22 protein-coding genes and 1 pseudogene are annotated in these 26,150 nt (G+C 41.1%); 17 read left to right on the plus strand and 6 right to left on the minus strand.

What is annotated here, in order from left to right:
* From AAC147_RS18350 to rpoS, 13 genes are all read left to right on the plus strand, one after another.
* Window positions 1-208: phosphoadenosine phosphosulfate reductase domain-containing protein (locus AAC147_RS18350; protein ID WP_047678609.1), on the plus strand; the 208-nt coding region annotated here is incomplete at its 5' end.
* Between the two features lie 557 nt (window positions 209-765).
* The gene (gene cysG / locus AAC147_RS18355) at window positions 766-2,229 is read left to right on the plus strand and encodes a siroheme synthase CysG (protein ID WP_047678612.1); all 1,464 of its coding nucleotides are present in this window, start codon (window positions 766-768) and stop codon (window positions 2,227-2,229) included.
* Between the two features lie 10 nt (window positions 2,230-2,239).
* Window positions 2,240-3,148, plus strand: a complete 909-nt coding sequence (gene cysD / locus AAC147_RS18360; RefSeq protein ID WP_047678615.1) for a sulfate adenylyltransferase subunit CysD — start codon at window positions 2,240-2,242, stop codon at window positions 3,146-3,148.
* Window positions 3,149-3,181: 33 nt separating this feature from the next.
* Complete coding sequence (gene cysN / locus AAC147_RS18365; RefSeq protein WP_047678618.1) at window positions 3,182-4,624, plus strand: sulfate adenylyltransferase subunit CysN; 1,443 nt, start codon at window positions 3,182-3,184, stop codon at window positions 4,622-4,624.
* Window positions 4,625-5,260 carry an adenylyl-sulfate kinase gene (cysC, locus tag AAC147_RS18370; RefSeq protein WP_047678621.1) on the plus strand — a complete coding sequence of 212 codons (636 nt, stop codon included), beginning with the start codon at window positions 4,625-4,627 and terminating at the stop codon, window positions 5,258-5,260.
* Window positions 5,261-5,452: 192 nt separating this feature from the next.
* Window positions 5,453-5,833 (plus strand): cell division protein FtsB, encoded by a 381-nt coding sequence (gene ftsB, locus AAC147_RS18375; protein ID WP_081988932.1) that lies wholly within the window; start codon window positions 5,453-5,455, stop codon window positions 5,831-5,833.
* 60 nt (window positions 5,834-5,893) lie between these two features.
* Window positions 5,894-6,694: an IspD/TarI family cytidylyltransferase gene (locus AAC147_RS18380; RefSeq protein ID WP_047678624.1), complete on the plus strand. Its 801-nt coding sequence runs from the start codon at window positions 5,894-5,896 to the stop codon at window positions 6,692-6,694.
* Window positions 6,691-7,164 (plus strand): 2-C-methyl-D-erythritol 2,4-cyclodiphosphate synthase, encoded by a 474-nt coding sequence (gene ispF, locus AAC147_RS18385; RefSeq protein WP_047678628.1) that lies wholly within the window; start codon window positions 6,691-6,693, stop codon window positions 7,162-7,164. The genes AAC147_RS18380 and ispF overlap by 4 nt, the downstream gene beginning before the upstream one ends.
* A 2-nt stretch (window positions 7,165-7,166) precedes the next feature.
* Complete coding sequence (gene truD, locus AAC147_RS18390) at window positions 7,167-8,216, plus strand: tRNA pseudouridine(13) synthase TruD (RefSeq protein ID WP_047678633.1); 1,050 nt, start codon at window positions 7,167-7,169, stop codon at window positions 8,214-8,216.
* 349 nt (window positions 8,217-8,565) lie between these two features.
* Window positions 8,566-9,330, plus strand: a complete 765-nt coding sequence (surE, locus tag AAC147_RS18395) for a 5'/3'-nucleotidase SurE (protein WP_047678636.1) — start codon at window positions 8,566-8,568, stop codon at window positions 9,328-9,330.
* Entirely contained in the window at window positions 9,324-9,950 is a 627-nt protein-coding gene (locus AAC147_RS18400) for a protein-L-isoaspartate(D-aspartate) O-methyltransferase (protein ID WP_047678639.1), read from the plus strand. The genes surE and AAC147_RS18400 overlap by 7 nt, the downstream gene beginning before the upstream one ends.
* A gap of 172 nt (window positions 9,951-10,122) precedes the next feature.
* Window positions 10,123-11,157 carry a murein hydrolase activator NlpD gene (gene nlpD / locus AAC147_RS18405; RefSeq protein ID WP_369793121.1) on the plus strand — a complete coding sequence of 345 codons (1,035 nt, stop codon included), beginning with the start codon at window positions 10,123-10,125 and terminating at the stop codon, window positions 11,155-11,157.
* Window positions 11,158-11,210: 53 nt separating this feature from the next.
* Window positions 11,211-12,206, plus strand: a complete 996-nt coding sequence (rpoS, locus tag AAC147_RS18410) for an RNA polymerase sigma factor RpoS (RefSeq protein WP_047678645.1) — start codon at window positions 11,211-11,213, stop codon at window positions 12,204-12,206.
* A gap of 162 nt (window positions 12,207-12,368) precedes the next feature.
* Here rpoS and miaE read toward each other — a convergent pair whose 3' ends face one another.
* The 4 genes and pseudogenes from miaE to AAC147_RS18425 form a co-directional block, all read right to left on the minus strand.
* Window positions 12,369-13,181, minus strand: a complete 813-nt coding sequence (miaE, locus tag AAC147_RS18415; RefSeq protein WP_197056344.1) for a tRNA isopentenyl-2-thiomethyl-A-37 hydroxylase MiaE — start codon at window positions 13,179-13,181, stop codon at window positions 12,369-12,371.
* Between the two features lie 18 nt (window positions 13,182-13,199).
* Window positions 13,200-15,761 carry a DNA mismatch repair protein MutS gene (mutS, locus tag AAC147_RS18420; protein ID WP_047678670.1) on the minus strand — a complete coding sequence of 854 codons (2,562 nt, stop codon included), beginning with the start codon at window positions 15,759-15,761 and terminating at the stop codon, window positions 13,200-13,202.
* Between the two features lie 332 nt (window positions 15,762-16,093).
* Window positions 16,094-16,327 (minus strand): annotated as a pseudogene (locus tag AAC147_RS20235) (GFA family protein); the annotation flags it as partial.
* A 229-nt stretch (window positions 16,328-16,556) separates the two neighbouring features.
* Window positions 16,557-17,162 carry a plasmid pRiA4b ORF-3 family protein gene (locus AAC147_RS18425; protein WP_047678647.1) on the minus strand — a complete coding sequence of 202 codons (606 nt, stop codon included), beginning with the start codon at window positions 17,160-17,162 and terminating at the stop codon, window positions 16,557-16,559.
* Window positions 17,163-17,356: 194 nt separating this feature from the next.
* Here AAC147_RS18425 and map point away from each other — a divergent pair, with 194 nt between their 5' ends.
* The 3 genes from map to AAC147_RS18440 all read left to right on the plus strand — a co-directional run bounded on the left by map (window position 17,357) and on the right by AAC147_RS18440 (window position 21,089).
* Window positions 17,357-18,184, plus strand: coding sequence for a type I methionyl aminopeptidase (map, locus tag AAC147_RS18430; protein ID WP_052189364.1), 828 nt, complete (start codon window positions 17,357-17,359; stop codon window positions 18,182-18,184).
* A gap of 389 nt (window positions 18,185-18,573) precedes the next feature.
* The gene (locus AAC147_RS18435; RefSeq protein ID WP_047678650.1) at window positions 18,574-20,727 is read left to right on the plus strand and encodes a carbon starvation CstA family protein; all 2,154 of its coding nucleotides are present in this window, start codon (window positions 18,574-18,576) and stop codon (window positions 20,725-20,727) included.
* 158 nt (window positions 20,728-20,885) lie between these two features.
* Entirely contained in the window at window positions 20,886-21,089 is a 204-nt protein-coding gene (locus AAC147_RS18440; protein WP_047678653.1) for a YbdD/YjiX family protein, read from the plus strand.
* A gap of 118 nt (window positions 21,090-21,207) precedes the next feature.
* Here the strand turns inward: AAC147_RS18440 and AAC147_RS18445 are convergent, their stop codons facing one another.
* Window positions 21,208-22,509 carry an FAD-dependent oxidoreductase gene (locus AAC147_RS18445; protein ID WP_047678658.1) on the minus strand — a complete coding sequence of 434 codons (1,302 nt, stop codon included), beginning with the start codon at window positions 22,507-22,509 and terminating at the stop codon, window positions 21,208-21,210.
* A 205-nt stretch (window positions 22,510-22,714) separates the two neighbouring features.
* Window positions 22,715-24,472, minus strand: a complete 1,758-nt coding sequence (locus tag AAC147_RS18450) for a flavin monoamine oxidase family protein (RefSeq protein WP_197056345.1) — start codon at window positions 24,470-24,472, stop codon at window positions 22,715-22,717.
* 648 nt (window positions 24,473-25,120) lie between these two features.
* Between AAC147_RS18450 and yjiA the strand changes: the two genes are divergently transcribed.
* Window positions 25,121-26,074, plus strand: a complete 954-nt coding sequence (yjiA, locus tag AAC147_RS18455) for a GTPase (protein WP_047678661.1) — start codon at window positions 25,121-25,123, stop codon at window positions 26,072-26,074.
* The last annotated feature ends 76 nt before the right edge of the window (window positions 26,075-26,150 follow it).

Consider the following 26,150-nt stretch of genomic DNA (forward strand, 5'->3'; position numbering starts at 1 on the left):
ATTCAAAATACTGCCGATTATTGATTGGGATAACCGCCGTATACATCAATACCTGACCCAACATGGTCTTGAATACCATCCACTGTGGGAAGAAGGCTATCTCTCTGTGGGGGATATCCATACAACACAAAAATGGGAACCGGGTATGAGCGAAGAACAAACCCGCTTTTTTGGCTTGAAGCGTGAATGTGGATTGCACGAAGGGTGAGGTGATATTACGAGTATTTCTGATTTATCTTGGCTGCGCTTCTTAATTCAACAGGGCGTAGCTCATTATATGTGTTATTTACGTGTGTTATGTGAATACACGAAGAAGGAATGCTAAACGATCTTGCTTGGGGCAAAATAAAAAATAATAAATAAAAATGATTAAACTAAGGCTGTGTTTTATCTGTCGCCTGGCAGGATCATCTAAATAAATTGGAGAAACAGATGTAAGATATGATGATAAACTCCATTTTTATCATTCCGCTTTTAAAAATAAAAACTTTTTCCAAAGATCTTAGAAGTTAAAAATAACCTAAAATGTGATTCTTATCACAAAGTAAACCCATTCAGAAACGAGGGATGAACAATAAAAGAACAGTGATTTTCCCTGAATATTTTGCATGTTGCAATTTTATAACCCATTAAAAAACTGACCTTATACGATTCAGGAACTAATAATTACTTTTTGTCATTTCATAACCTCCTCACAGCTTCATATATTCATTTCTTAGATAATTATTACGAAATTAAACACTGAACATTGGATGGCATGTCATTGTGGATTATTTACCCTTATTTGTTGAACTGAAATCGCGTGCTGTTTTGCTGATAGGCGGCGGAGAAGTCGCTTCTCGTAAGGCTGGATTGCTATTGCGTGCGGGGGCTGTGTTAACCATTGTTGCTCCTGAATTACATCCTGAATTGCAACAACGTCATCAAAAAGGGGAGCTTGAGTGGTTACAGGGAGCTTTTCACACGGACTATCTTAATGGCGTATTTTTGGTGATTGCAGCAACTGATGACCACAGTTCAAACCAATATGTTTTTGCAGAAGCTAATCGCCGCGCTATTTTGGTTAATGTGGTAGATGATCAGTCACTTTGCTCTGCTATTTTTCCTTCAATTATTGATCGCTCTCCGGTTATGGTAGCTGTTTCATCCGCTGGAAAATCACCTGTATTAACACGATTACTGCGGGAAAAATTGGAATCCTTGTTGCCTTTTCATCTCGGCACGATGGCAGAAATTGCAGGGCGTTGGCGTAATCAGGTGAAACAGAGCCTGACTTCCTTGCGCCAGCGTCGTTATTTCTGGGAAAAAGCATTTAACGGACGTTTTGCCACATTAGTTGCTAATGGGCAGTTACAACAGGCAGAAGAGCAGTTAGATCAACAACTGCGCGATGAACAACTGAAACAAACCAGTAAGCGGGGAGAACTGGTGTTAGTCGGAGCAGGCCCCGGTGATCCGGGTTTGTTGACTTTAAAAGGGCTGCAAGTGATCCAGCAAGCAGACGTGGTACTTTATGATCATCTGGTCAGCGCTGAAATACTCGAATTAGTTCGCCGTGATGCCGATAAAATCTGTGTAGGCAAAAGAGCAGGATGCCATTCAGTTGCACAGGAAGAGACCAATGCGTTGATCGTCAAACTGGCACAGCAGGGGAAAAAAGTGGTTCGCCTGAAAGGGGGCGATCCCTTTATTTTTGGCCGTGGTGGAGAGGAATTACAGGTTGCCATATCCGCAGGTATTCCTTTTCAGGTAGTGCCTGGTATTACTGCTGCCGTCGGTGCTTCTGCTTATGCGGGTATTCCCCTGACACACAGGGAACATTCCCAAAGCGTCACTTTTATTACCGGGCATTGCCGTGAAAATGGTAATGAACTGGACTGGTTCGCATTGGCACGAGGCAATCAAACACTGGCGATTTATATGGGAGTTATAAAGTCAGCTCTGATCAGCCAAAAACTGATTTCACACGGGCGGGATGCCAATACACCCGTTGCCGTGATTGGTTGCGGAACGCGTTCCGAACAACAAGTGTTAACCGGAACGCTTTCCGAATTGGAACGATTGGCTCAGGATGCTCCATCACCAGCATTGCTGGTAGTAGGAGAGGTGGCTCAACTTCACCATCAGTTAGCATGGTTCACTCAACAGGCCGTAGATCAGAAAAAGTTATTAGATCCAGAACAATCTATTGTTCCGGTAAATCGTCCCGCTGTTGTTGACTTAGAATAAGGAACTATCAATGGAAGAAAAAAGACTGACTCATTTGCAGCAACTTGAAGCCGAAAGTATCCATATTATCCGCGAAGTCGCTGCTGAATTTGCTAATCCGGTAATGCTTTATTCCATTGGTAAAGATTCTTCGGTGATGCTGCATCTCGCACGTAAAGCATTTTATCCGGGAAAACTGCCTTTTCCGTTGCTGCATGTCGATACAGGCTGGAAGTTCCGGGAAATGTATGAATTTCGCGATCAGACAGCAGAAAAATATGGCTTTGAATTGCTGGTCTATCGTAACCCGCAAGGTGAAGAACTGGGAATTAATCCTTTTATTCATGGTAGTGCAAAACATACAGACATTATGAAAACGGAAGGATTGAAGCAGGCTCTGGACAAATATGGATTTGACGCCGCTTTTGGCGGTGCAAGGCGTGACGAAGAGAAATCCCGTGCCAAAGAGCGTATCTATTCTTTCCGTGATCGTTCCCATCGTTGGGATCCCAAAAATCAGCGCCCGGAACTTTGGCGTAACTATAACGGCCAGATTAATAAAGGTGAAAGTATCCGTGTATTCCCGTTATCTAACTGGACGGAGTTGGATATCTGGCAATACATCTATTTAGAACAGATAGATATTGTTCCTCTCTATTTTGCTAAACCTCGTCCGATTGTTCAGCGCGATGGCACATTGATTATGGTTGATGATGATCGTATCGATTTGAAATCAGGTGAAGTTATTAGTCAGCACAAAGTTCGCTTCAGGACGTTGGGATGTTGGCCTTTGACTGGTGCTGTGGAATCGGAAGCGGAAACATTGCCGGAAATTATCGAAGAAATGTTGATATCAACAACCAGTGAGCGGCAAGGCCGACTTATTGACGGTGATCAATCTGGTTCAATGGAGCTAAAAAAACGCCAGGGTTATTTTTAAAGGCATAGCGTTATTTTTTGAGGAGAGAAGAATATGCCGACACTTGCACATAATGAATCCATCGTCAATCAAATCAAACAGCAGGGTGGTGTTGAGTCCTATTTGAAATCACAGCAGGAAAAGGGATTATTGCGTTTTTTAACCTGTGGCAGTGTAGATGATGGTAAAAGTACCCTGATTGGTCGTCTGCTGCACGATACTCGCCAGATCTATGAAGATCAGCTTGCGACTTTGCAAAGTGACAGTAAACGGTTGGGGACACAGGGGGAGAAGTTAGATCTGGCGCTTTTAGTGGATGGCCTTGCGGCTGAACGGGAACAAGGGATTACCATAGATGTCGCATATCGTTATTTTTCCACTGAAAAACGTAAATTTATCATCGCGGATACACCGGGGCATGAGCAATATACCCGTAATATGGCAACAGGAGCGTCAACCTGTGATCTTTCGATTTTACTGATAGATGCGCGAAAAGGAGTACAGGAACAGACTCGCCGCCATAGTTTTATCAGTACGCTGTTGGGTATTCGCCATCTGGTGGTGGGCGTGAATAAAATGGATCTGGTGGAGTATAGACAAGAGATTTTCGCTCAGATCAAACAGGATTATTTACATTTCACTGAGCAATTACCTGCCGATTTGCATATTTATTTTGTCCCCATATCTGCGCTGGAAGGGGACAATATTGTCAGCAGCAGTGAAAATATGCCGTGGTATACCGGAGAAACGTTGCTGAATATCCTTGAATCGGTTGATATACATAAAGATGTTGCGAAGCAGTCACTGCGTTTTCCGGTGCAATATGTCAATCGCCCTGATCTGGATTTTCGCGGTTACAGCGGTACGTTGTCATCGGGAATTTTACGTCAGGGGCAGAAAATCAAAGTAATGCCATCAGGCAGAATTTCAACGGTTGAGCGGATCGTCACTTTCGACGGTGATTTACCTTTTGCTGTGCCGGGTGAGGCTATCACCATCGTGCTGAAAGATGAAATAGATATCAGCCGGGGTGACCTTTTGGTTGCGGTTGAAGATCAAATAATTGTCGCTCATCATGCGCTGGTGGATGTTGTCTGGATGTCAGAAAAGCCGCTGATTCAGGGACAAAGTCTGGATATCAAGGTGACTGGTAAAAAGAGTCGTGCCAAAATTGATAATGTGCAATATCAGGTAGATATCAATAATCTGACACAAAAAGTTGCGGTTGAGTTGCCGCTGAATGCCATTGGGCTGGTGGAGTTTTCATTTGATGAGCCATTGCTTCTCGACAGTTACCAGCAAAATGCGGATACCGGCGGTATCATTCTGATTGACCGTTTGACTAATGTGACTGTTGGCGCTGGATTGGTACGTGAAGTTCAGACCGATGTCTATCAAGAGCCGAAAGAGTACAGTGAGTTTGAACTGGAATTCAATCGCTTAGTACGCCGCCATTTCCCACACTGGGGAGCTCGTGATTTATTGGGAGGGAAATAAGTGGCTCAGGTCGAAAATACAGATACCTTTTCCGATATTGTTCCTAATAATATTGTCTGGCACTCACATGATGTAAACAGAAAACAGCGGGAAGCCGCTAATGGACATCCTGCTTTGGTTATTTGGTTTACCGGGTTATCAGGTTCAGGGAAATCCACGCTGGCGGGAATGTTGGAGCAGGTTCTATTCTCACAGGGAATAAAAACCTATTTGTTGGATGGCGATAATGTGCGTCACGGTTTGTGCCGTGATCTGGGGTTTTCTGAGGCTGATAGACAGGAGAATATCCGGCGTGTGGGAGAAGTTGCGAAATTAATGGTTGATGCCGGGCTGGTGGTATTGACGGCATTTATTTCTCCTGGCCGGGCTGAGCGACAAAAAATACGCCAATCAATGGAGTCTGGTCAATTTATTGAAGTATTTGTAGATACACCTCTGGCGATTTGTGAATCCCGTGATCCGAAAGGTTTATATAAAAAAGCACGAGCCGGGGAAATTCCGAATTTCACCGGAATTAATGCGACTTATGAAGCACCAGAACAGCCTGATATCTATTTGGATGGTTCGCAAGGTATTGAATTATTAATGGAAAAACTGCTTCTTGCACTCAATGATCGCTATATTGTGACAATTTGATCTCTCATTTAAATTTCCCATTCTCCAAACAGAGTAGACACACATTATTGCAGGCGAGGTGATGTGTTTCTACACTCATTTCAATTAATACTTTTCCATTATGTCTTGTGATCACATTTCAGAAGCCAGTTTGTGATAGTGGCGTCATTCTTTGAGTTATGGGATGATTAGCGGGTTTTTCTGGGGGCGGAAATGGGTAAACTAACGCTACTATTACTGGTTTTACTTGGCTGGTTACAGTATTCGCTGTGGTTCGGCAAGAATGGTATCCACGATTATGTGCGAATTAAAGATGAGGTTGAAAAACAAGAGAAAGACAACCTTTTCCTTAAGTCACGTAATGACCAGTTATTTGCTGAAATTAAAGATCTGAAAAGCGGTCAACAAGCAATTGAAGAACGTGCCCGCAATGAATTAGGCATGATTAAGCCGGGCGAATCTTTTTATCGCATGGTGCCCGATACAGCGAAACAAAATTCACAACAATCTGTGAATCGCAATACCTTAGGACAAAATGCTTTAGGACAAAATACATTGGGGCAAAATGTCTTGGAACAGAATAGTGAACAATAACTCAAATAAAGTACCCATTCTTCATTATCTCGCAGATATTGTTATGATTGATTTAACTTTATGACTGAAATAGTTGCCTTGATCCCGGCTGCTGGTATTGGCAGCCGGATGAAATCAGAATGCCCGAAGCAATATCTTAATGTTGCGGGAAAAACCATTATTGAGCACACGTTGTCTGTATTGCTTGAACATTCCCGTATACAGCAAATTATTATTGTGCTGAATCCTGCTGACACGCAATTTAACCAATTGGTTATTGCCTCTGATCCGCGTATCACAACCATTATTGGTGGTGATGAGCGAGCTGATTCTGTGCTGGCGGGACTGAATTATTTGTCAGAATTTTCACCGGAACGCTCAACTTGGGTTTTAGTCCATGATGCAGCTCGTCCTTGTTTACATCGGGATGACCTTGATAACTTACTGCAATTGGTCGATAAAAACGAGAGCTTTCCTGCCGTGTGTGACGGCTTGTTTTATGGTGGATCGTTTTATGGTGGCTCACTTTGTGGTGGATTACTGGCAGCTCCCGTCAGGGACACAATGAAACGTATGCTGGTTTCGCCGGTGGAAAAAATATCTGCGGTAAATCCATTGCTTGTTGATCATACCGTTGATCGTAATGGCCTTTGGCACGCGTTAACTCCGCAATTATTTCCTTTACAGCTATTGCGTGATTGCTTGATTAAAGCGCTTTCAGAGCAAGCCTGCATTACGGATGAGTCTTCAGCATTGGAATATTGCGGCCATCGTCCAGTCCTGATCAAAGGAAGAGCGGACAATATTAAAGTGACCGAACCTGAAGATCTGGCATTGGCTGAGTTTTATCTATCCCGAAAATCAAAGGAACATAGCGTATGAGAATTGGTCACGGTTTTGATGTACATAAATTTGGCGGAGAAGGGCCATTGATCGTTGGCGGCGTCCGTATTCCTTATGAGCAGGGATTGATTGCACATTCAGATGGTGATGTTGCCTTACATGCTGCAACAGATGCTCTGTTGGGGGCTGCGGCTTTAGGAGATATCGGGAAATTGTTTCCAGATACTGATCCGGCCTTTAAAGGTGCAGATAGTCGTGAATTGTTGAAAGAAGCCTATCGGCGTATCCGTGAAAAAGGTTATCGGATTGGTAATCTTGATATCACAATTATCGCCCAAGCACCTAAGATGTTGCCTCATATTCCCCAAATGCGGGTTAATCTGGCCGAAGATCTTGAGTGTCATATGGATGACATTAACGTTAAAGCGACAACCACTGAAAAACTGGGATTTGTTGGGCGTAAAGAAGGTATTGCCTGTGAAGCAGTGGCTTTGCTGGTGAAGGAATAAGCATGGTATTGCGTGAATTACATTGGCTTTATGATCGCCCGGAGGCAACCGGAGTTGTTAAAGCAGCACCAGAAGATTTTATTGTTCGTGAAGATTTAGGTTTTTCTCCTGATGGAGAAGGCGAACATTTAATGGTACATATCCGTAAGACAGGATGTAACACTCAGTTTGTTGCTGATCATCTTGCTCGTTTTGCCAAAATATCAGCACGCTCTGTCAGCTATGCGGGCTTAAAAGATCGTAATGCAGTGACTGAACAGTGGTTCTGTTTGCATCTGCCGGGAAAACAAGATCCCGATTTAACCACATTCCAGCTTGAAGGGTGTGAAATACTGGACACCGCTCGCCAGAAACGCAAACTACGCATTGGTGCATTGAAAGGTAACGATTTTACACTGATTTTAAGGGAAGTTTCTGATCGGCAATCAGTGGAAAAACGCTTGCAACTGGTTGCTCAGACAGGTGTTCCTAATTATTTTGGCGAACAGCGTTTCGGGCGTGATGGGCAGAATCTGGTTCAGGCACAGCGTTGGGCAGAAAATGAAATACAGGTTAAAGAACGCAATCGTCGTAGCTTTTACCTTTCTGCTTGTCGCAGTGCTATGTTTAATACCATTACCAGTATACGTATTGCACAGGGTGAGCATCAGCAGGTACAAAATGGTGACGCATTACAGTTAACAGGGCGTGGTAGTTGGTTTGTGGCTGACGAATCTGAACTGGCTGTGCTACAGCAGCGGGTTATCGATGGTGAGTTACAGATTACCGCTCCGTTGCCGGGAGACAAGGCATTGGGGACACAGCATCAGGTTCTGGATTTTGAACAGCAATGCTTACAAGATTACGGATCATTGTGGGCATTGGTTAAACGTGAACGTGTAGAAAGCGCTCGCCGGTCGATGTTGGTGAAACCACTTAATTTGCGTTGGGAATGGCAGGATGACCAAACTGTCACTCTTCATTTTTCTTTGCCATCAGGTAGCTTTGCAACCAGTGTTGTCAGGGAATTGATTAATCAGGATAAAAATAACACTACTGATATTGCTGAGTAGTGATTTTTTATTTCTGATTCCTTTCACTTATTTCCAGTCATAGGGTTAGCGGTATGACTGGAATTTTATTTTCTTCCCAAGTAGTGAATGTAAATACACTTTCTTTTATTTTTGCTACGGACTCTTTGTTCACTATATTGATGGATAAGTTTCGTGGTAAGTATTTTCTTATTTAAAGGCTGAATGCAAAGCGCTCTACAAAACGGGTTGCCTCATGCTAAGATCAAACGATTTTCTGATAATCCTGATCTTGTCCGGGCGTAAGTTACACCATAAAAATAGGACAATGGATAGGGAAAATTACAGTATCATTCTATGTTTTAATAAGTAAAATCAATGAGATATTTTAATGCTGCGGATATTGCTAAGTAATGATGATGGTGTCACTGCGCCGGGTATTCAAACTTTAGCGGCTAAATTACGGGAACAATATCATGTGCAGGTTATTGCACCTGATCGTAACCGTAGCGGTGCGTCGAATGCTTTAACGTTGGATCGTCCTTTGCGTATCAGCGTATTGAATAATGGTGATGTTGCGGTTAGGGAAGGAACACCGACAGACTGTGTTTACTTGGGGGTCAATAAGTTAGTTCGCCCTCGCCCGGATATTGTGGTTTCAGGGATTAACTGTGGTCCCAATTTAGGTGATGATGTAATTTATTCCGGTACAGTTGCTGCTGCAATGGAAGGGCGTCATTTAGGGTTACCCGCCCTTGCCGTATCACTTGATGGTGACAAACATTATGAAACAGCAGCAGAAGTTACTGTACATTTATTGAATCTGTTACAAAAATTCCCATTGAGAGCCGGAAATATTCTGAACATCAATGTGCCTGATAGACCTATTGAGCAAATCAAAGGGTTTAAGGTAACACGATGTGGTTGTCGAAGTGCGGCTGAAGAAGTTTATTCTCTGGAAGATCCCAAGGGCGATATGCTTTATTGGATAGGGCCTCCGGGAGAAAAGCGTGATGCTGGTCCGGAAACAGATTTTGCTGCGGTAGAAGAAGGGTTTGTCTCCATTACTCCTTTGCAGGTAGATTTGACAGCCTATAAAGCACAAGAATTGGTCGCTGATTGGTTGTTGAAAGTCGGGGAAATGGGAGAATGTTAAGTCGGTTAATGAAAAATTTGCTGACACAATTGCGCCAGCAGGGAATACAGAACGAACATCTGCTGGATGTGATATCGAGAGTTCCCAGGGAATGCTTTGTTGATGAAGCCTTGGCGCATAAGGCATATGAAAACACAGCATTGCCCATTGGATCTGGGCAGACTATATCTCAGCCGTATATTGTTGCTCGTATGACTGAGCTACTGAATTTGACCCCTGAATCTAATGTGTTGGAGATTGGAACGGGATCTGGCTATCAGACAGCTATACTTGCCCATTTAGCCAGACATGTTTTCTCCGTAGAACGTATTAAGGGGTTACAGTGGCAGGCTAAGCGCAGGCTAAAACAGCTCGATTTGCATAATATCTCAACCCGCCATGGGGATGGCTGGAATGGTTGGCCGTCAAAAGGGCCATTTCATGCCATTATCGTCACAGCAGCACCTCCAGAAATACCACAGGCACTATTACATCAGCTAGCAGATGGCGGCGTGATGGTATTGCCAGTTGGTGAGCGTTCTCAGTCGCTAAAGGTGGTACGTCGTTATGGGAACGATTTTCATAGTGAAGTCATCGAATCTGTTCGTTTCGTACCCCTGATCCAAGGCGAACTGGCATAATCTGCTGATTTATATTTTTTTGCCGCTATTTTTAAATTAGCCGTCATTTTTTGAGATAAAAAAAGTATTTTGCTTTAAATATTTTTGTACATCTAAATTTCTTTATAAATCATCATGCTTATCACTTATATTTGCCTTTATGGGGGAATAAGGTATGAAAGTAGGAAACTTAATGAAAAAAATACAGTGGATAATAACCTGCGTTATTATGGGAATAATTCTGACAGGTTGTAGTAATACAACGAGCCGTCCTGCACCAATAGTGAGTGTGGATAATCAGGAAAAAAACGGAATAATATCCTCCCGGAGCCCATCGGTTTCGATACCTATGTCATCTTCTCCCCCTGTCATTTCTACAAATCGGCCAATAGAACATCGTGCTTCAGATAATCGATATCCAGTGAATCATGCTGGTAATAAGCCTGCTCAGCAAGAGGGGATCGTCTATGACCGCAATTATGGGAACATTCCTAAAGGCAGCTATAACGGCAATACTTACACAGTTAAACATGGAGACACTTTATTTTACATTGCGTGGATTACTGGTAAGGATTTTCGTGATATATCTCACATAAATGGTATTTCAGAACCTTATAGCTTAAATGTTGGTCAAGTCCTGAGAATTGGCAATGCAAACTCCAAGAATGGTGTATTAATAGCATCAAATAGTACTCAATCTAAAATTGAGCAGGTTGATTTTCAAAAAGGTAATGCGTATCCTGCAAATATTGATAGGCAGAATCCTAGAAAGATGTTGCCAAGAGTGACAGTTTCTGATAGCGACGATGCCGCCTCTAAAGCATCACCAGAGACAGGTTTAAATGCGAGTAAGGCGATCAATAATTGGAAATGGCCTGCGGAAGGAAAGATTCTTGAAGGTTTCTCAGATTCTCGAGGTGGGAATAAAGGCATTGACATTGCGGGGAGTCGTGGTCAACCCGTTTTTGCGGCCGCTAATGGGAAAGTTGTTTACACCGGAAACGCATTACGCGGATATGGAAATCTAATAATAATAAAACATGATGATGACTACCTGAGTGCCTATGCTCACAACGATGCTATGTTGGTGCGGGATCAGCAGGAAGTACAGGCAGGGCAAAAAATCGCCACTATGGGTAGCACCGGAACCAGTTCAGTAAGATTGCATTTTGAGATTAGATACAGGGAAAAATCCGTAAACCCGCTGCGTTATCTTCCGCAGCGATAAACCGGGGCAGGAACCTGAACTCCTGTCCGCATTATCATGGGTAGGAGCAACTGATGAGCCAAGGTACGCTTAAAGTTAATGAGTTGTATGAAGAGGCGGATTTAGACGAAAGTGGCATGGAAGCCGGTGACTTTGATGAAGCGTTGCTGAAAGACGAGGATGATTTAACTAGTCTTGATGAAGATTTGGATTTGTTGCAAGGAGTAAACCAGCGAGTTCTTGATGCAACACAGCTTTATCTCGGAGAGATTGGTTTTTCTCCTTTGTTGACAGCAGAGGAAGAAGTTCTTTTCGCCAGACGCGCATTGCGGGGAGATATTGCTGCACGCCAGCGCATGATTGAAAGTAATTTGCGGTTGGTAGTTAAGATCTCCCGCAGATATAGCAACCGGGGGTTGGCACTTTTGGATTTGATTGAAGAAGGTAATCTTGGTCTTATTCGAGCAGTAGAAAAATTCGATCCTGAAAGAGGTTTTCGTTTTTCCACTTATGCAACTTGGTGGATCCGTCAGACAATTGAACGGGCTATTATGAATCAAACTCGTACGATTCGTTTGCCTATTCATATCGTTAAAGAGCTAAATGTTTATTTACGTACTGCCAGAGAGTTGGCTCATAAATTGGATCATGAGCCAAGTATTGAAGAAATAGCGGAAAAACTGGATAAACCAGTTGATGATGTAAGTCGTATGATGCGGCTTAATGAACGTATTACTTCCGTTGATACGCCAATGAGTGGGGATTCAGATAAAGCGTTATTGGATATTTTATCTGATGAGAATGATTCAGGGCCAGAAACAACTATTCAGGATGATGATATGAAACAAAGTATTGTCAAATGGTTGTTTGAATTGAATGCAAAACAACGTGAAGTTCTGGCTCGCCGTTTTGGTTTACTTGGATACGAAGCGGAAACATTGGAAGATGTCGGGCGAGAAATTGGGTTAACCAGGGAAAGAGTCCGTCAGATTCAGGTGGAAGGGTTGCGTCGTCTCAGAGATATTCTGCACACCCAGGGCTTGAACATTGAATCATTATTTCGTACTTAATTTTTATGCCTAATAGCATTCAAGATATGGTTGAAAAAGCTGTAACTTGAAAGATAAAGAGATAATTGAATAAAAAGGTGGACTGATTAGCTCACCTTTTTATTTATTATTTGGTTAATTTATTGGAACATCATAATTTCTGGCGAAATCACTACTTAGTCACTACTTACTATTAATATAACTATTTATAGGTATTCCACTATGGAATTTGAAATCAGGATCTGGTGACTGAATAAGTTCAGCTTCAATTTGACCGAAATATTTCACTCTTTCGGTAATATCTTCTTTAGAAATAGATTGAGCCAGCATTAAATAATCCTGATAATGGCGTGCTTCTGAACGCAGCAGGGAAATATAAAATTTACCCAACTCTTCATCCAAATGAGGAGCCAGTTTTGCGAAACGCTCGCAAGAGCGAGCTTCGATATATGCTCCAATAATCAACTTATCTACCAACGTGTAAGGTTCATGGTTCGTGATATGCTGAAATAATGACTTGGCATAACGACTGGCGCTGATGCTGTCATAGTTGATTCCTCTGGCATCCATAATTTCCAGCACTTGATAAAAGTGGTGTAGCTCTTCTTTAATCAATAACACCATTTTATCAATCAGCGTTTGCCCATAGGGGGATTTTTCTCGTGCTGTAATTTGCTTGGTAACCTGACTTTTGCCTTTCAATGAATGAATATCGCCCATTTTTTTATAGGCGAAATCCTCATAGGGTTTAAACCATGCCAGCAAAGTGTCAGCACTTGCAGGATCTACAGCGTATTTGCGGATCAGGAACATTGCGCTTTGGGCTGCTTTTAATTCACATAGAAGGTGATCACGCAGTAAAACCGGAAGATTTTCCGGTTGTCGTGCTTTTTCTACCCATTGATCCGGTGTCTCACACTGTAAAAATTGATAAATTGGCTCTAACAGGTTGATATCATGTTTCATTTGTAAACCCGTCATTTTACACCATGTCATTTTTATGCAATATCCTTGTTACACCATGTCTTTCAAACGATAAATCCAATCCAATGCTTGACGTGGTGTCAAGGAATCTGGATTCAGATTTTCCAATGCTTCAACCGCTGGAGACGTTTCTTCTGTCAGTAGCGTCAATTGGGGGGTATCGACATAACCCATTGTTGCGTTATTGGAAAGCGACTCCAGTTCTTTTAATTTTTGGCGTGCTCGTTTGATAACATCGCGGGGGACTCCTGCCAGTGAAGCAACAGCCAACCCGTAACTTTTGCTGGCAGCACCCTCTTGAACATTGTGCATAAAAGCAATGGTATCGCCATGTTCAACAGCATCCAGATGGATATTAACCACACCTTCGAGCTTTTCAGGCAGTTTTGTTAATTCAAAATAGTGGGTAGCAAACAGCGTCATTGCTTTGATGCGGTTAGCCAGATTTTCAGCGCAGGCCCAGGCGAGGGATAGACCATCGTAAGTTGATGTACCACGCCCGATCTCATCCATCAGAACCAGACTATGCTCTGTTGCGTTATGCAGAATATTGGCGGTTTCGGTCATTTCCACCATGAAGGTTGAACGCCCTGAAGCCAGATCATCGGAAGCCCCTACCCGGGTGAAAATACGGTCTACAGGCCCAATTACGGCTTTTTCAGCAGGAACAAAACTGCCGATATACGCCAATAACGTAATTAAGGCTGTCTGACGCATATAAGTACTTTTACCCCCCATATTCGGCCCTGTGATGATTAACAGGCGACGTTGCGATGAAAGCGTTAATGGGTTTGCAATAAAAGGTTCACTGAGCACCTGCTCGACAACCGGATGACGACCGCCTGTGATTTGTATCCCCGCTTTATCAGTCAGGGTCGGGCAGGTATAGTTCAATGTTTCAGCACGTTCAGACAGGTTTGCCAGAACATCTAATTCTGAAAGGGCTTCCGCACTGGTTTGCAATGCAGCCAGATGAGGGAGCAATAAATCGAACAGTTCTTCATACAATGCTTTTTCGATAGCGAGCGCTTTACCTTTGGAAGTCAGAACCTTATCTTCATATTCTTTTAGTTCAGGAATAATGTAACGTTCTGCATTTTTTAGGGTTTGGCGGCGTACATAATGAATCGGTACGAGATGGCTTTGTCCACGGCTGACCTGAATATAGTAACCATGTACGGCATTGAAGCCGACTTTCAAGGTATCAATACCAAGCTTTTCGCGTTCGCGGATTTCCAGTCTGTCAAGATAATCACTGGCCCCATCAGCCAATGCCCGCCATTCGTCTAACTCAGCATTATAGCCGGTTGCAATCACGCCACCATCGCGTACCAGAACCGGAGGTGTTTCGACAATCGCTTTTTCCAACAGTGTCTGTAACTTATCGAAATGACCGATACGCTGTTGTAATACTTGGATATAAGGCGAATCAGAGGAGGACATAATCTGGTGAATATCAGGTAATTGCTGGAATGCATGACGCATTCTTGCCAGATCACGGGGACGAGCGGAACGAAGAGCGAGGCGGGCAAGTACACGTTCTAAGTCACCAATCTGACGTAAAAACGGTTGTAGCTCAAAGCCGATTTCCTGGAGTGCAGAAATCGCCTGCTGGCGGTTTTCCAGTATATTTTTGTCACGGATCGGAGTATGTAGCCAACGTTTCAACATGCGGCTGCCCATTGGCGTTACACACTGGTCCAGTACAGAAGCCAGCGTATTTTCAGTGCTTCCCGACAGATTTTGGGTCAATTCGAGATTACGGCGGGTTGCAGCATCCATAATGACGGTTTTTTGCTGACATTCCATCGTAATATTGCGGATATGGGGTAGAGCAGTACGCTGAGTATCTTTGACATATTGCAGCAGACAACCCGCAGCCTGCAGCGCCAGCGTGGCTTTTTCCACACCAAAACCTATCAGGTCACGAGTACCAAATTGTAAGTTCAATTGCTGCCTTGCCGTATCCAGTTCAAATTCCCACATTGGGCGGCGACGCAGACCGTGGCAGCGTTCAATCAGCGCCATATGACTGAAAGTTTCAGGGTAGAGTAATTCTGCCGGGCGAGTACGTTGAAGCTCTGCTGAGATGGTATCCTCATCAGCTATTTCAGAAACACGGAAGCGGCCAGAAGTGATATCCAAAGTAGCATAACCGAACCCCTGGCTGTCATGCCAGATAGCCGCCAGAAGATTATCCTGACGTTCTTGCAGCAATGCTTCGTCAGTGACAGTACCCGGCGTTACGATACGTACAACTTTACGTTCTACAGGGCCTTTACTGTTAGCAGGATCACCAACCTGCTCACATATTGCCGCAGATTCACCGAGTTGGACCAGTTTTGCTAGATAGTTTTCGATTGCATGATAAGGAACGCCTGCCATTGGAATTGGCTGGCCTGCGGATTGCCCACGTTTAGTCAGCGAAATATCCAGTAACTTTGCTGCCTTTTTGGCATCGTCATAGAACAACTCATAAAAGTCCCCCATGCGGTAAAGTAGCAGAATGTCCGGGTGTTGCGCTTTCAGTCGCAGGTACTGCTGCATCATCGGGGTATGGCTATCTATATCCTTTGCTGGAGATTCTTTCATATTGATTTGATTCAATTTTTTATTCCTGTTGACTCGGTTGGGCTATCGACACTCAGTCAACCCATCGAAATGACAAAACCTAAATATAATCAGCTAAGGATAGAACGTTAATGAACCTCATGCTGGGCGAAAACACTATCTTATCACTGATAATCTGTGTGATTCATCTGTGGATTCGATTGCTTACAGAAAGAGCAAGAGTTGTAGGGTAGGGTATCAAGATTGTAATCGGGAATGTATCAAATTTTCTGACTATTAAACAGGATTGCGAAGCCGCTCGATTTAAATCATTTTGCTATGTATACCGCTATACTCCTACTGTTTTTGCAAATTTGACTGCAAAATGCACGGCTGGAATAATCTGAAGATCGATACAGGGATGGAAAACCACCTTTACCAATCCATTGAATAGAATTTTTGGGAAACTCTACCCAACAGAGCGTCAATGCCCCAGAGTGTTTTTGGCACATAGTACATGAACAGGTATGAGGATTGACTGGAACCCCTGTAGCAATAAATCTGATATTGCTGCATAAACATCCACCACGATATTCTGATGTGCTCATAGTTATCCCTTATATAACGTTGCGGTATATGGACTACCCTCATTTATAGCTTAGCAGACCACTCTTTATTAATGGGGGATCAGTTGACAGACCGGGAAAATTGCGTTGCTGTGATGCTGGAATTTATCGGGAAAATTAATTGAATGCGACTTCGCAGAAAATACTTTTGCTATTTTATTTCTGAGATAAAATAGCAAAAGCCAGTAATTAAGTTATATGACTAACTTATTTATTTAAACAGTGGCACATAACGATCACGCGACCAGCGGTAATATAAAGCCAGCATATTGTTTATTTCTTCGGGAACACATTTTTCAGGAGAAAAAACATTATCCGGGGAAATTTCAGTATTACCATTAACCCATTCAAACATTTCCTGATACTCATCGTGAGTAGGATCTTTAAGAATATTAATCAGATCTACATAGCCGTAGACTCCGCCACAATCTTCGGGAGGACAGGCTTGTTCACCTTCAAGGCAGAAGATCGGCATAGGTAATTCTTCGGGAGAATAGTTACTGTTTTCTAATAAAATTTCATGTTCCCAGGCATCACCAAAGTCATAAAGATAAATGAATTTGCTTCCTTTACGCTTGATAAGTGAATCAAGTTTGAATTTCCCTTCTTCCAGACCTTCTCCTGGCTCTTCCGGCATTTCAGTGAAGCGTTTAGAATCAAAAATAAACTCATGTAAATGGCTATCTTCCCATCCCATAACGATTTGAATTACATCATGTAATCTATCCAGTGAAATATTGGATGGAACAATGAAACGACGCCATATAGCAGGTTTTGTTTCCGTAAGTGTAATCTTTAACTGATAAAACTTTTCCATTTTTCGCCCTTAATTGCTTGGATAATTGATACTGATAGGGAAGTATATATATTGAATATTGGAAAACTACATTACAGTATGAAGTGTACATAATGAGAATGCGAACAGATTTTAATAAATAGCTTGAGTTATTCACTGATGCAAGAGCATTATTAAGGGCGTAATCCTACGTACTGAAAAATAAGAGAAAATAAATGAAAAATAGCAATAAAATATTGATAAAAAATGCAGAAGAAATAAAACGAATGGAAATCGCCGGGCGTTTGACCGGGCAAGTGCTTGAAGCTGTCCGGCCAATTATCACTCCGGGAATAACAACTTTGGAAATAGATGCATTTTGTCATGACTATATTGTTAATACTCTCGGAGCAACTCCCGGTAGCTTGGGGCAATATGGTTTTCCGCATACTGCTAATACATCGGTTAATCATGTTGTCTGTCACGGCTGGCCATCTGATAAGAGACTGAAAAATGGTGATATTGTCAATGTGGATGTGACGGTCAAAAAAGATGGATACTATGGCGATAGTAGTGTCACATTTTGTGTCGGTGAAGTCGCTTCTCATGCCAAGCGCTTGGTAGATGTGACGCAGGAGTGTCTGTATAAAGCAATCAAGATCGTCAAGCCAGGGATCACACTGGGAGACGTCGGGCAGACGATACAGCAGCACGCCGAGTCGAATAATTATAGCGTCGTACGCGAATATTGTGGTCATGGGATAGGCAGCAATATGCATGAGGAGCCTCAGGTTTTGCACTATGGCAGAGCTGGTGAAGGGGTTGTATTGGAAGAAGGTATGACTTTTACAATTGAGCCGATGATTAATCAGGGGAAAAAAGAGATCAAATTACATAAGGATGGCTGGACAGTGACCACAAAAGATCGTCGATTATCAGCTCAGTTTGAACATACTGTCTTGGTTACTCATAATGGTTTCAAGGTCTTGACTCTACGGGATGAAGAGCGTGAAGTTTTTGAGCGTTGTATATACTCTATGGATCTCAACATAATTAACCAATAAATATCAATTTATTATAATTATGTGAAATTATGGGGATTTTATGCCTTCATTTTATAAGAATAAAAATACTTTTTGTTTTATTTCTTGCTGCTATCAATAAACGTATATATTGAAAGATGATGCCATTGATTAAGGTTTATGAACAGTGAGCTTACTCACAAAATTAGGCAGGTTTTAATTGCTCTGGAACCACTGATAGAAGGATTCTGACCGCTTAATGTGTTATTCCACCGTTGACTCAGATCCTTCTAATATCGCGGGAGGAAGTTTCATATCATAGTGCAGTGTGGCGAGTAGTGTTTCTTTCCTCTGTGATCAGCTAACTGGTTTCTTGAAGTGGAATTAAAAAGAGTAACTTGCTGTTCGTCTTACCTTAAAAAGGGTGTTTTATGAACAATAATAAATTTTTAAAACATATTCCCTGGGTAATATTGGGGATGATTGGGGCATGTTGTCTCGGAGTTGTTGCACTGCGTCGGGGAGAACATGTTAGTGCTTTATGGATAATTGTTGCTTCCGTAGCAGTTTATCTGGTTGCCTATCGGTATTACAGCCTTTACATCGCCACCAAGGTGATGAAGCTGGATGAAACGCGGGCAACACCCGCTGTTGTTAATAATGATGGCCTGAATTATGTTCCTACCAACAAAAATGTTCTGTTTGGTCACCACTTTGCAGCTATTGCAGGGGCGGGGCCATTAGTCGGGCCTGTGTTGGCTGCGCAAGTTGGCTATCTGCCGGGAACATTGTGGTTGCTGGCCGGCGTTGTGCTTGCTGGTGCAGTACAGGATTTTGTGGTGTTGTTTATCTCTTCTCGTCGTAACGGAGCGTCATTAGGAGAGATTGTTAAAGAAGAGATGGGGCGGGTTCCGGGTACAATCGCTCTATTCGGTTGCTTCTTGATTATGATCATTATTCTGGCAGTCCTGGCACTCATTGTGGTGAAAGCATTGGCAGAAAGTCCATGGGGAGTATTTACCGTTTGTTCCACCGTACCGATTGCGCTTTTCATGGGGATCTACATGCGATATATCCGTCCGGGTCGCGTGGGAGAAGTTTCGGTTATTGGGATCTTGATGCTGATCGCGGCAATCTGGTTCGGTGGTGTTGTCGCGGCTGATCCTTACTGGGGGCCTGCTTTAACTTTTAAAGATACTACCATTACTTATGCGTTGATTGGGTATGCGTTTGTTTCTGCATTATTACCCGTTTGGCTGATCCTGGCGCCACGAGATTATCTGGCGACTTTCCTGAAAATTGGTGTGATTGTTGGTTTGGCGATTGGTATTGTGATCCTCAATCCTGATCTGAAAATGCCAGCCGTTACACAATTTGTCGATGGCACAGGGCCTGTCTGGAAAGGGACATTATTCCCATTCTTGTTTATCACTATTGCTTGTGGTGCAGTCTCTGGTTTCCATGCTCTGATCTCTTCTGGTACAACACCTAAATTGCTGGCAAACGAAAAAGATGCGCGTTTTATTGGCTATGGTGCGATGTTGATGGAATCATTTGTTGCTATTATGGCACTGGTTGCGGCATCTATTATCGAACCAGGTCTTTATTTTGCCATGAATACGCCTCCGGCAGCGTTGGGCATTACTATGCCTGATTTGCACAATCTGGGAACTGCGGAAGCTCCAGTGATGATGACTGCGTTGAAAGATGTGACCACACAAGCCGCAGCAGCAGTCAGTTCCTGGGGCTTTGTTATTTCACCAGATCAAATTCTGCAAACAGCAAAAGAGATTGGTGAACCTTCTGTCCTGAATCGTGCCGGAGGAGCGCCAACTCTGGCAGTGGGTATTGCCCATGTATTCCATCAGATCGTTCCGGTTGCAGATATGGGCTTCTGGTATCACTTTGGTATTCTGTTTGAAGCGCTATTCATTCTGACCGCTTTGGATGCAGGTACACGTTCTGGCCGCTTTATGTTGCAAGATTTATTAGGAAATTTTGTACCGTTCCTGAAAAAAACAGATTCTCTGATTGCGGGGATGATCGGTACAGCGGGCTGTGTGGGTATGTGGGGCTATCTGTTGTATCAAGGCGTTGTTGATCCATTAGGTGGTGTTAAAAGCCTGTGGCCACTGTTTGGGATCTCGAACCAGATGCTGGCAGCCGTTGCACTGGTTTTGGGTACTGTTGTACTGATCAAAATGAAACGTACTAAGTACATTTGGGTCACTGTTGTGCCTGCGATCTGGTTGCTGATTTGTACTACCTGGGCGTTGGGACTGAAATTATTCAGTGATAACCCCAAACTGGAAGGTTTTTTCTTCCTGGCAAAAGAGTATAAACAGCGTATTGCAGAAAGTGGGGCAGAATTGACTGCGCAGCAGATCAGTAACATGAATCACATTGTTGTGAACAACTATACCAACGCGGGTTTAAGTATTTTGTTCCTTATCGTGGTCTATAGCATCATTATTTATGGTATTAAGACCGCAATAAAAGCGAACAAAAATCCGGAACGTACAGATAAAGAAACACCTTATGTTCCTGTTCCAGAAGGTGGGGTAAAAGTTTCTTCTACGCACTGATGTAATACTCAAACCGATAGCAGATACATAAAACTGCATTGGTAATAGCTATCCCCACATAATTGCCTTTGTATTATGTGGGGCCTTTCTTTAAGGTATGAGGTTAAGGAATAACTTTGGAAAGAAATAGCTTTTGGGAACAGCGATTGGAGAACATTATGTTTGGTAATCTTGGGCGAGCCGGAAAATATTTAGGGCAAGCTGCTCGTATGCTGGTGGGAGTTCCTGACTATGACACTTATGTACAGCATATGAAGGATAATCATCCTGATCAGCCTTATATGACTTATGAAGAATTTTTCCGTGAACGCCAGAATGCACGTTATGGCGGTGATGGTAAGGGTGGTATGCGTTGTTGCTAGCCTACTAAATGGAAGTGCAATTTGACACAATGCAAAAAGCCAGCAAAATTGTTTTGCTGGCTTAATCTTATTCTTCGAATACTGTGACCTACGATTTTAAGTTAAATAAATCTGGTTTTTAAATCGGTTGGATAATATTTTTCCTGTTTATTCTAAATGTATGGTTATCGAACTCCGCTTTTCCACTCAATGCAAGATCAGCACATGCTTTTCCAAATAATGGCGCAAATTTAAATGTCCAACCACCTAATGATAAGATGATATTTTGGTATTGATCATATTGCTTAGGCATAAAATCTAATACTGCTGTATTATCAGGGAGATCTGCATGTAATGCTCTTGCCATATCAATAGGCGTGGTATCAACTCCTCTCATATAATTGATGACAAAATCTCTAGTTATATCAATATCTAACTCCTTCGGTGCAAAAATTCTGTCATCCACATCATAAAATTTATGTGAAGCCCAATCTACGGCAAGCCGGATAAAACCTTTTCGTGCAAATTCATAACTGGGAAAACCATAGAAAAGATTACTGTAACCATTTTTAGGATTCTCAAATTGGAAGAACATTGGATAGTTTCTTTCCGGGATTTCTCCTGTTAATTTATAGTATGAGAAACACATATCCCAAATGATATAATTTATTTTTATTCCCAGTGATTGAGGTAATAGTTTATTAGTAAAAGCATTAGAAGTAATAGCTATTTTATCGGCTTTATAGTTACCATTAGCTGTCATAATAGTGACACCATCATGACGGCTAGAGATCTCATTCACTTCAGTATATTCAAGGACGGTAACATTATCTGATTCTTTTAAATACTGCCCCAGTTTCCTTATAATATGTTTGACATCTATAGTAGCATTATCCGGGCTATACAACCCCATGTAATTTTCCGGTAGATTTTTGAATGGATATTTTGTCTCTAATTCTTTTTTTGTTAAAATTTCATACTTCTTATTGAGTTTCTTTAAGACCTTTATTGGCCCGAACAAAGTGCCCTGTGGAGTATCACCTGTTGCTACACCAAAGTTGAGTAATCCGTTCATATATATGAACTTAGAATTTAGTTCTTCTTCTAACTCATGATAAAGTTTCCCTGCACTAAAGGATAATGTGGCATGTTCAAGATCATCATAAACTGTTCTCCACATTCTGACATGCCCGGCAGAGCTTGAATCTTGTGTACCTAACGTATTTCTCTCTATAAGTAAAACATTTTTCTTGGCTTTAGCTGCATAATAAGCTGTACATAGCCCAATAATTCCTCCTCCTACAACACAAATGTCATATTTTTTATTATTAATGTATCTGCTTTTATTTACTGTGGCTTCTTGTTCATCTTTACCTAAAGCAGAAACATTCATTGCTGCTGTTAATAGTGCTGCTGATTTCGTAAAATCATATCGATTCATCCATATTCTCCAATTTTAATCATTGTTAAATTTTTACTCTTACCAATCATAAAACCAGACATAGACTGCACGCTAAAAACAAACACTATCATCCATAATGCGATTTTCTATGAATAAGTACATCATTAATTATGAATGATGACGGACTACTTTTATTGATAGGAGTATCTCTTCCATTTGAAAATATATTGAGTATATAGAGTAATTATCTTCCTAAATAATATTCTTTATCTAACCATTCTGGCCAATCCAGATAAAAAGTTTCTTGTAGTAACCGCTCCGCTACACAAAATGCGCCTTCAGTCCAACCCTGATCTCCTGAGTATGCTTCTCCTATAATATGTACAGATTCATTTTTTATTGGGTGCCTCATAAAAGGCATAACTTCTTCCACTGATACACCAACTTGCCAGGCATGATATCCGCCTCCGTATGGATCTTGAGACCAATCTTTGATCCTCGCGATATAAGGTGATGGAATATCTATACCATGTAATTCCTTAACTTGAAGCATTGCTTCTCCAACTAAGTGTTTAGGAACGGGATCACCGGGCAGGGGAAACGCTTTAAATTTCTCTTCTGAAACTATAGTGGTCTCACGAGGTTCATAGATAAACTTTTTATCTTTTATTCGCATTAGCGCTTTCCAGAACGTGACTGTTCTCATATCGTTATAGCTGGATAAAAATAATGAATGAGAATTTTTTTTATCCGTACCAAAATAGTAACATTGTCGAATAGGTAAATCAGTGATTGATGCTCCTGATTTAGTTTTAAACTGTTTAGTCCACCAAGGATATTCGAATCCCATTAATAATTTTAGTGACGGTTCGGAAATAACGGCGTCAATATTTTTATGTAATTCTTTGGATAATTTTTTATCAAAGAAGAAGTTTTGTTGATCTAAGAGATTAAGAGAGCGCTTTGGCATTGCCAGGATAATAGTATCAGCGTTTACTGTCCAATAAGTTTGACTATTTTCATTCCTAAATTTTAATGAATAACGGCGGCTCCCTTTATTATTATGTTTAAAAGTGACTAAGGTATTCTTTAGCCAAAGTTTAGCACCATTTTGGTTTGTATAAGTTTTTGCTAAAGCATAAGCTAATTGATCATATCCATTTTTAATGGTTCGATATTCTGTATTAGCTTGAGTGAAATCTCCTACCATGTAAGACATGGATTCAGCAGCATTCCAATTAATCGTATTTGAATAATATCCTCCGGCATCAGATAAAAAATTGTAGCCTTCTTGTCCGACCTGATCTTTAATTAAATTCCAAAATCCAATGTCTTTGACTTTCATTTCGTGATACGGACTTCCTTTTTTGAGATAAGTTATATTCTTTTTAATAATATCCCATTGGCGCAGGCTTATTTTAAATTTGTAGTCATGTTTATTTGTTTTTTCAATAAGATCACTATAATTTTCCCTGAACCAAGGATCTGCAACTAAAACACCATATATAATTTTATTAAATAATTGAGAAGCACTATAACCTTTACTATTATCGTCCAGGAAGTAACGAGTTTTTAAAAACTTATCCTTATTTTGCATTTTAGACCATGCATCAGCTCTGAAACGTTGCCCTCGTAAATAGAAAAAATTATTTGGTGCATCACTCCCTGGAAATAGTTCATAATTTAATTTAAAAACATCTTCAATTAGGGATGCTGTAATTTTTTGTGAAGAGAGGTAGCGCATGCCACCTAATTCACCGATGATATCTGTACCGGGTAAGTTAACTGAGAGTAATCTTCCTCCAACAAGGTTATTTAAATCAAATACATGAGCGGTGGACGGGGAATGAGAATTGTCTGAATATTGGCCGGTTAACAGGCGATATCCAGCATATAAGCCAGATACACCAGCACCGATAATTGCTATATCAATTGATAATCCTTCTTGAATATCAACACTATGAGGAATCTGACCCATCTCAATTCTTTTTTCTTTTTTCATAGGATATTCTCTCTTAATTAAGATAAATAGTATTTCCCCGGAATCATTTTTTAATACCAAATTGTGAGGTTTAATAGCTTTTTTAGATTTTTTTATTAATGGAGAATAATTTGTATAATGTATCTTAGATTACCTCCTGTTATGAACGAGAGTATAAAAATTGTAACTTAAAATGTGATGGATATGATTATTCTATACTCGTTAACATAATATGCATTTTTATAAATGCTAAGGTAACTGGATTAATCTTATTGTTTAAATTGTATGTGATTATTTCTTTATTTAATTATGGTTGGAATTTTTCGCTTAGATAATAATATTTTGTTTTTTTTATAAAAAATAAATTAGAATAATAAAGTTACATACTATAAATTTTAAGATACAGACAACAAAGCTGTAGTTTTAAAGATAATAGGTATATCATGGAATATTTTACTATGTAGCACATCAGCCAATAAATAATCATGAAAGAGATATTATCGATGAAAGCTATCAATATTGTTGCCAAATTCTTCTTAAAGTATACTCATCTAAGATGATCCAATGTTTTTTTCTCTGAAAAACTTTGAAAATAATTCAGAAAATTATTTTTTTTAATGATTTCAAATAAATAGGAGAAAAATTATTATAATGAAGCAGGAAACGAAAATGAAGCCTATATCCGTCACGATCCTAACGGGCTTTTTGGGATCAGGTAAGACAACATTATTGCAGCATATTCTTAATACTGAACATGGCTATAAAATTGCTGTGATTGAAAATGAGTTTGGTGAAGTACCTATTGATCATGAATTGATTGGAGGTAGAGCAACTCAGATTAAGACATTAAGCAATGGTTGTATTTGTTGCAGCCGCTCAAATGAGCTGGAAGATGCTTTACTGGATTTATTGGATGGTCTTGATAAAGGTGAGTTCATTTTTGATCGGCTGATTATCGAATGTACAGGGATGGCTGATCCTGGCCCAATTATTCAAACGTTTTTTTCCCACGAAATTTTGTGCCAGCGTTTTTTACTGGATGGCATTATTACATTAGTGGATGCAGTGCATGCTGAACAACAACTGGATCGTTTTTCCCTTGCTCAGGCACAGGTTGGATATGCCGATAAAATTTTATTAACGAAAACGGATGTTGCTTCAGAAAATGATGTACTGACTGAACGGTTACAGAGAATTAATGCCAGAGCGCCAATTCATAAAGTAGTACATGGCGAGGCTGACTTAAGTTTATTATTTGAGCTGGAAGGTTTCATGCTGAATGATAAATTGACTGTTTCAGTGCCGATTTTTCGCTTTGTGCCTGGGCAGCAAAACAGTATCCAATCTGTCGTTGTTAACCTGAATCATCCTATTGAATTTAATGAAATTTCAAATCTGATGGAAGAGTTGTTACTGAGTTTTGCGGACAGTTTACTGCGTTATAAAGGTATCCTTGCCATTCAAGGAGAGCCACGTAGGTTGTTGTTTCAGGGAGTCCAACGTCTATATAGTGCAGATTGGGATCGCGAATGGCGCGACGATGAACAGCGGCATAGTGTATTGGTTTTTATTGGAATGGATCTACCAGAGCAGAAAATCAGGGAAAAATTTGCACAATTATAGTTGATACCTGTCTTATGTTTAACTGGATAGCCAAATTGAGATACGGGCTTTTTATTTAACTTAAAAAATGAAGGGA

It is taken from the genome of Xenorhabdus sp. NBAII XenSa04 (genome assembly GCF_963866145.1).
Lineage (GTDB): Bacteria > Pseudomonadota > Gammaproteobacteria > Enterobacterales > Enterobacteriaceae > Xenorhabdus > Xenorhabdus indica.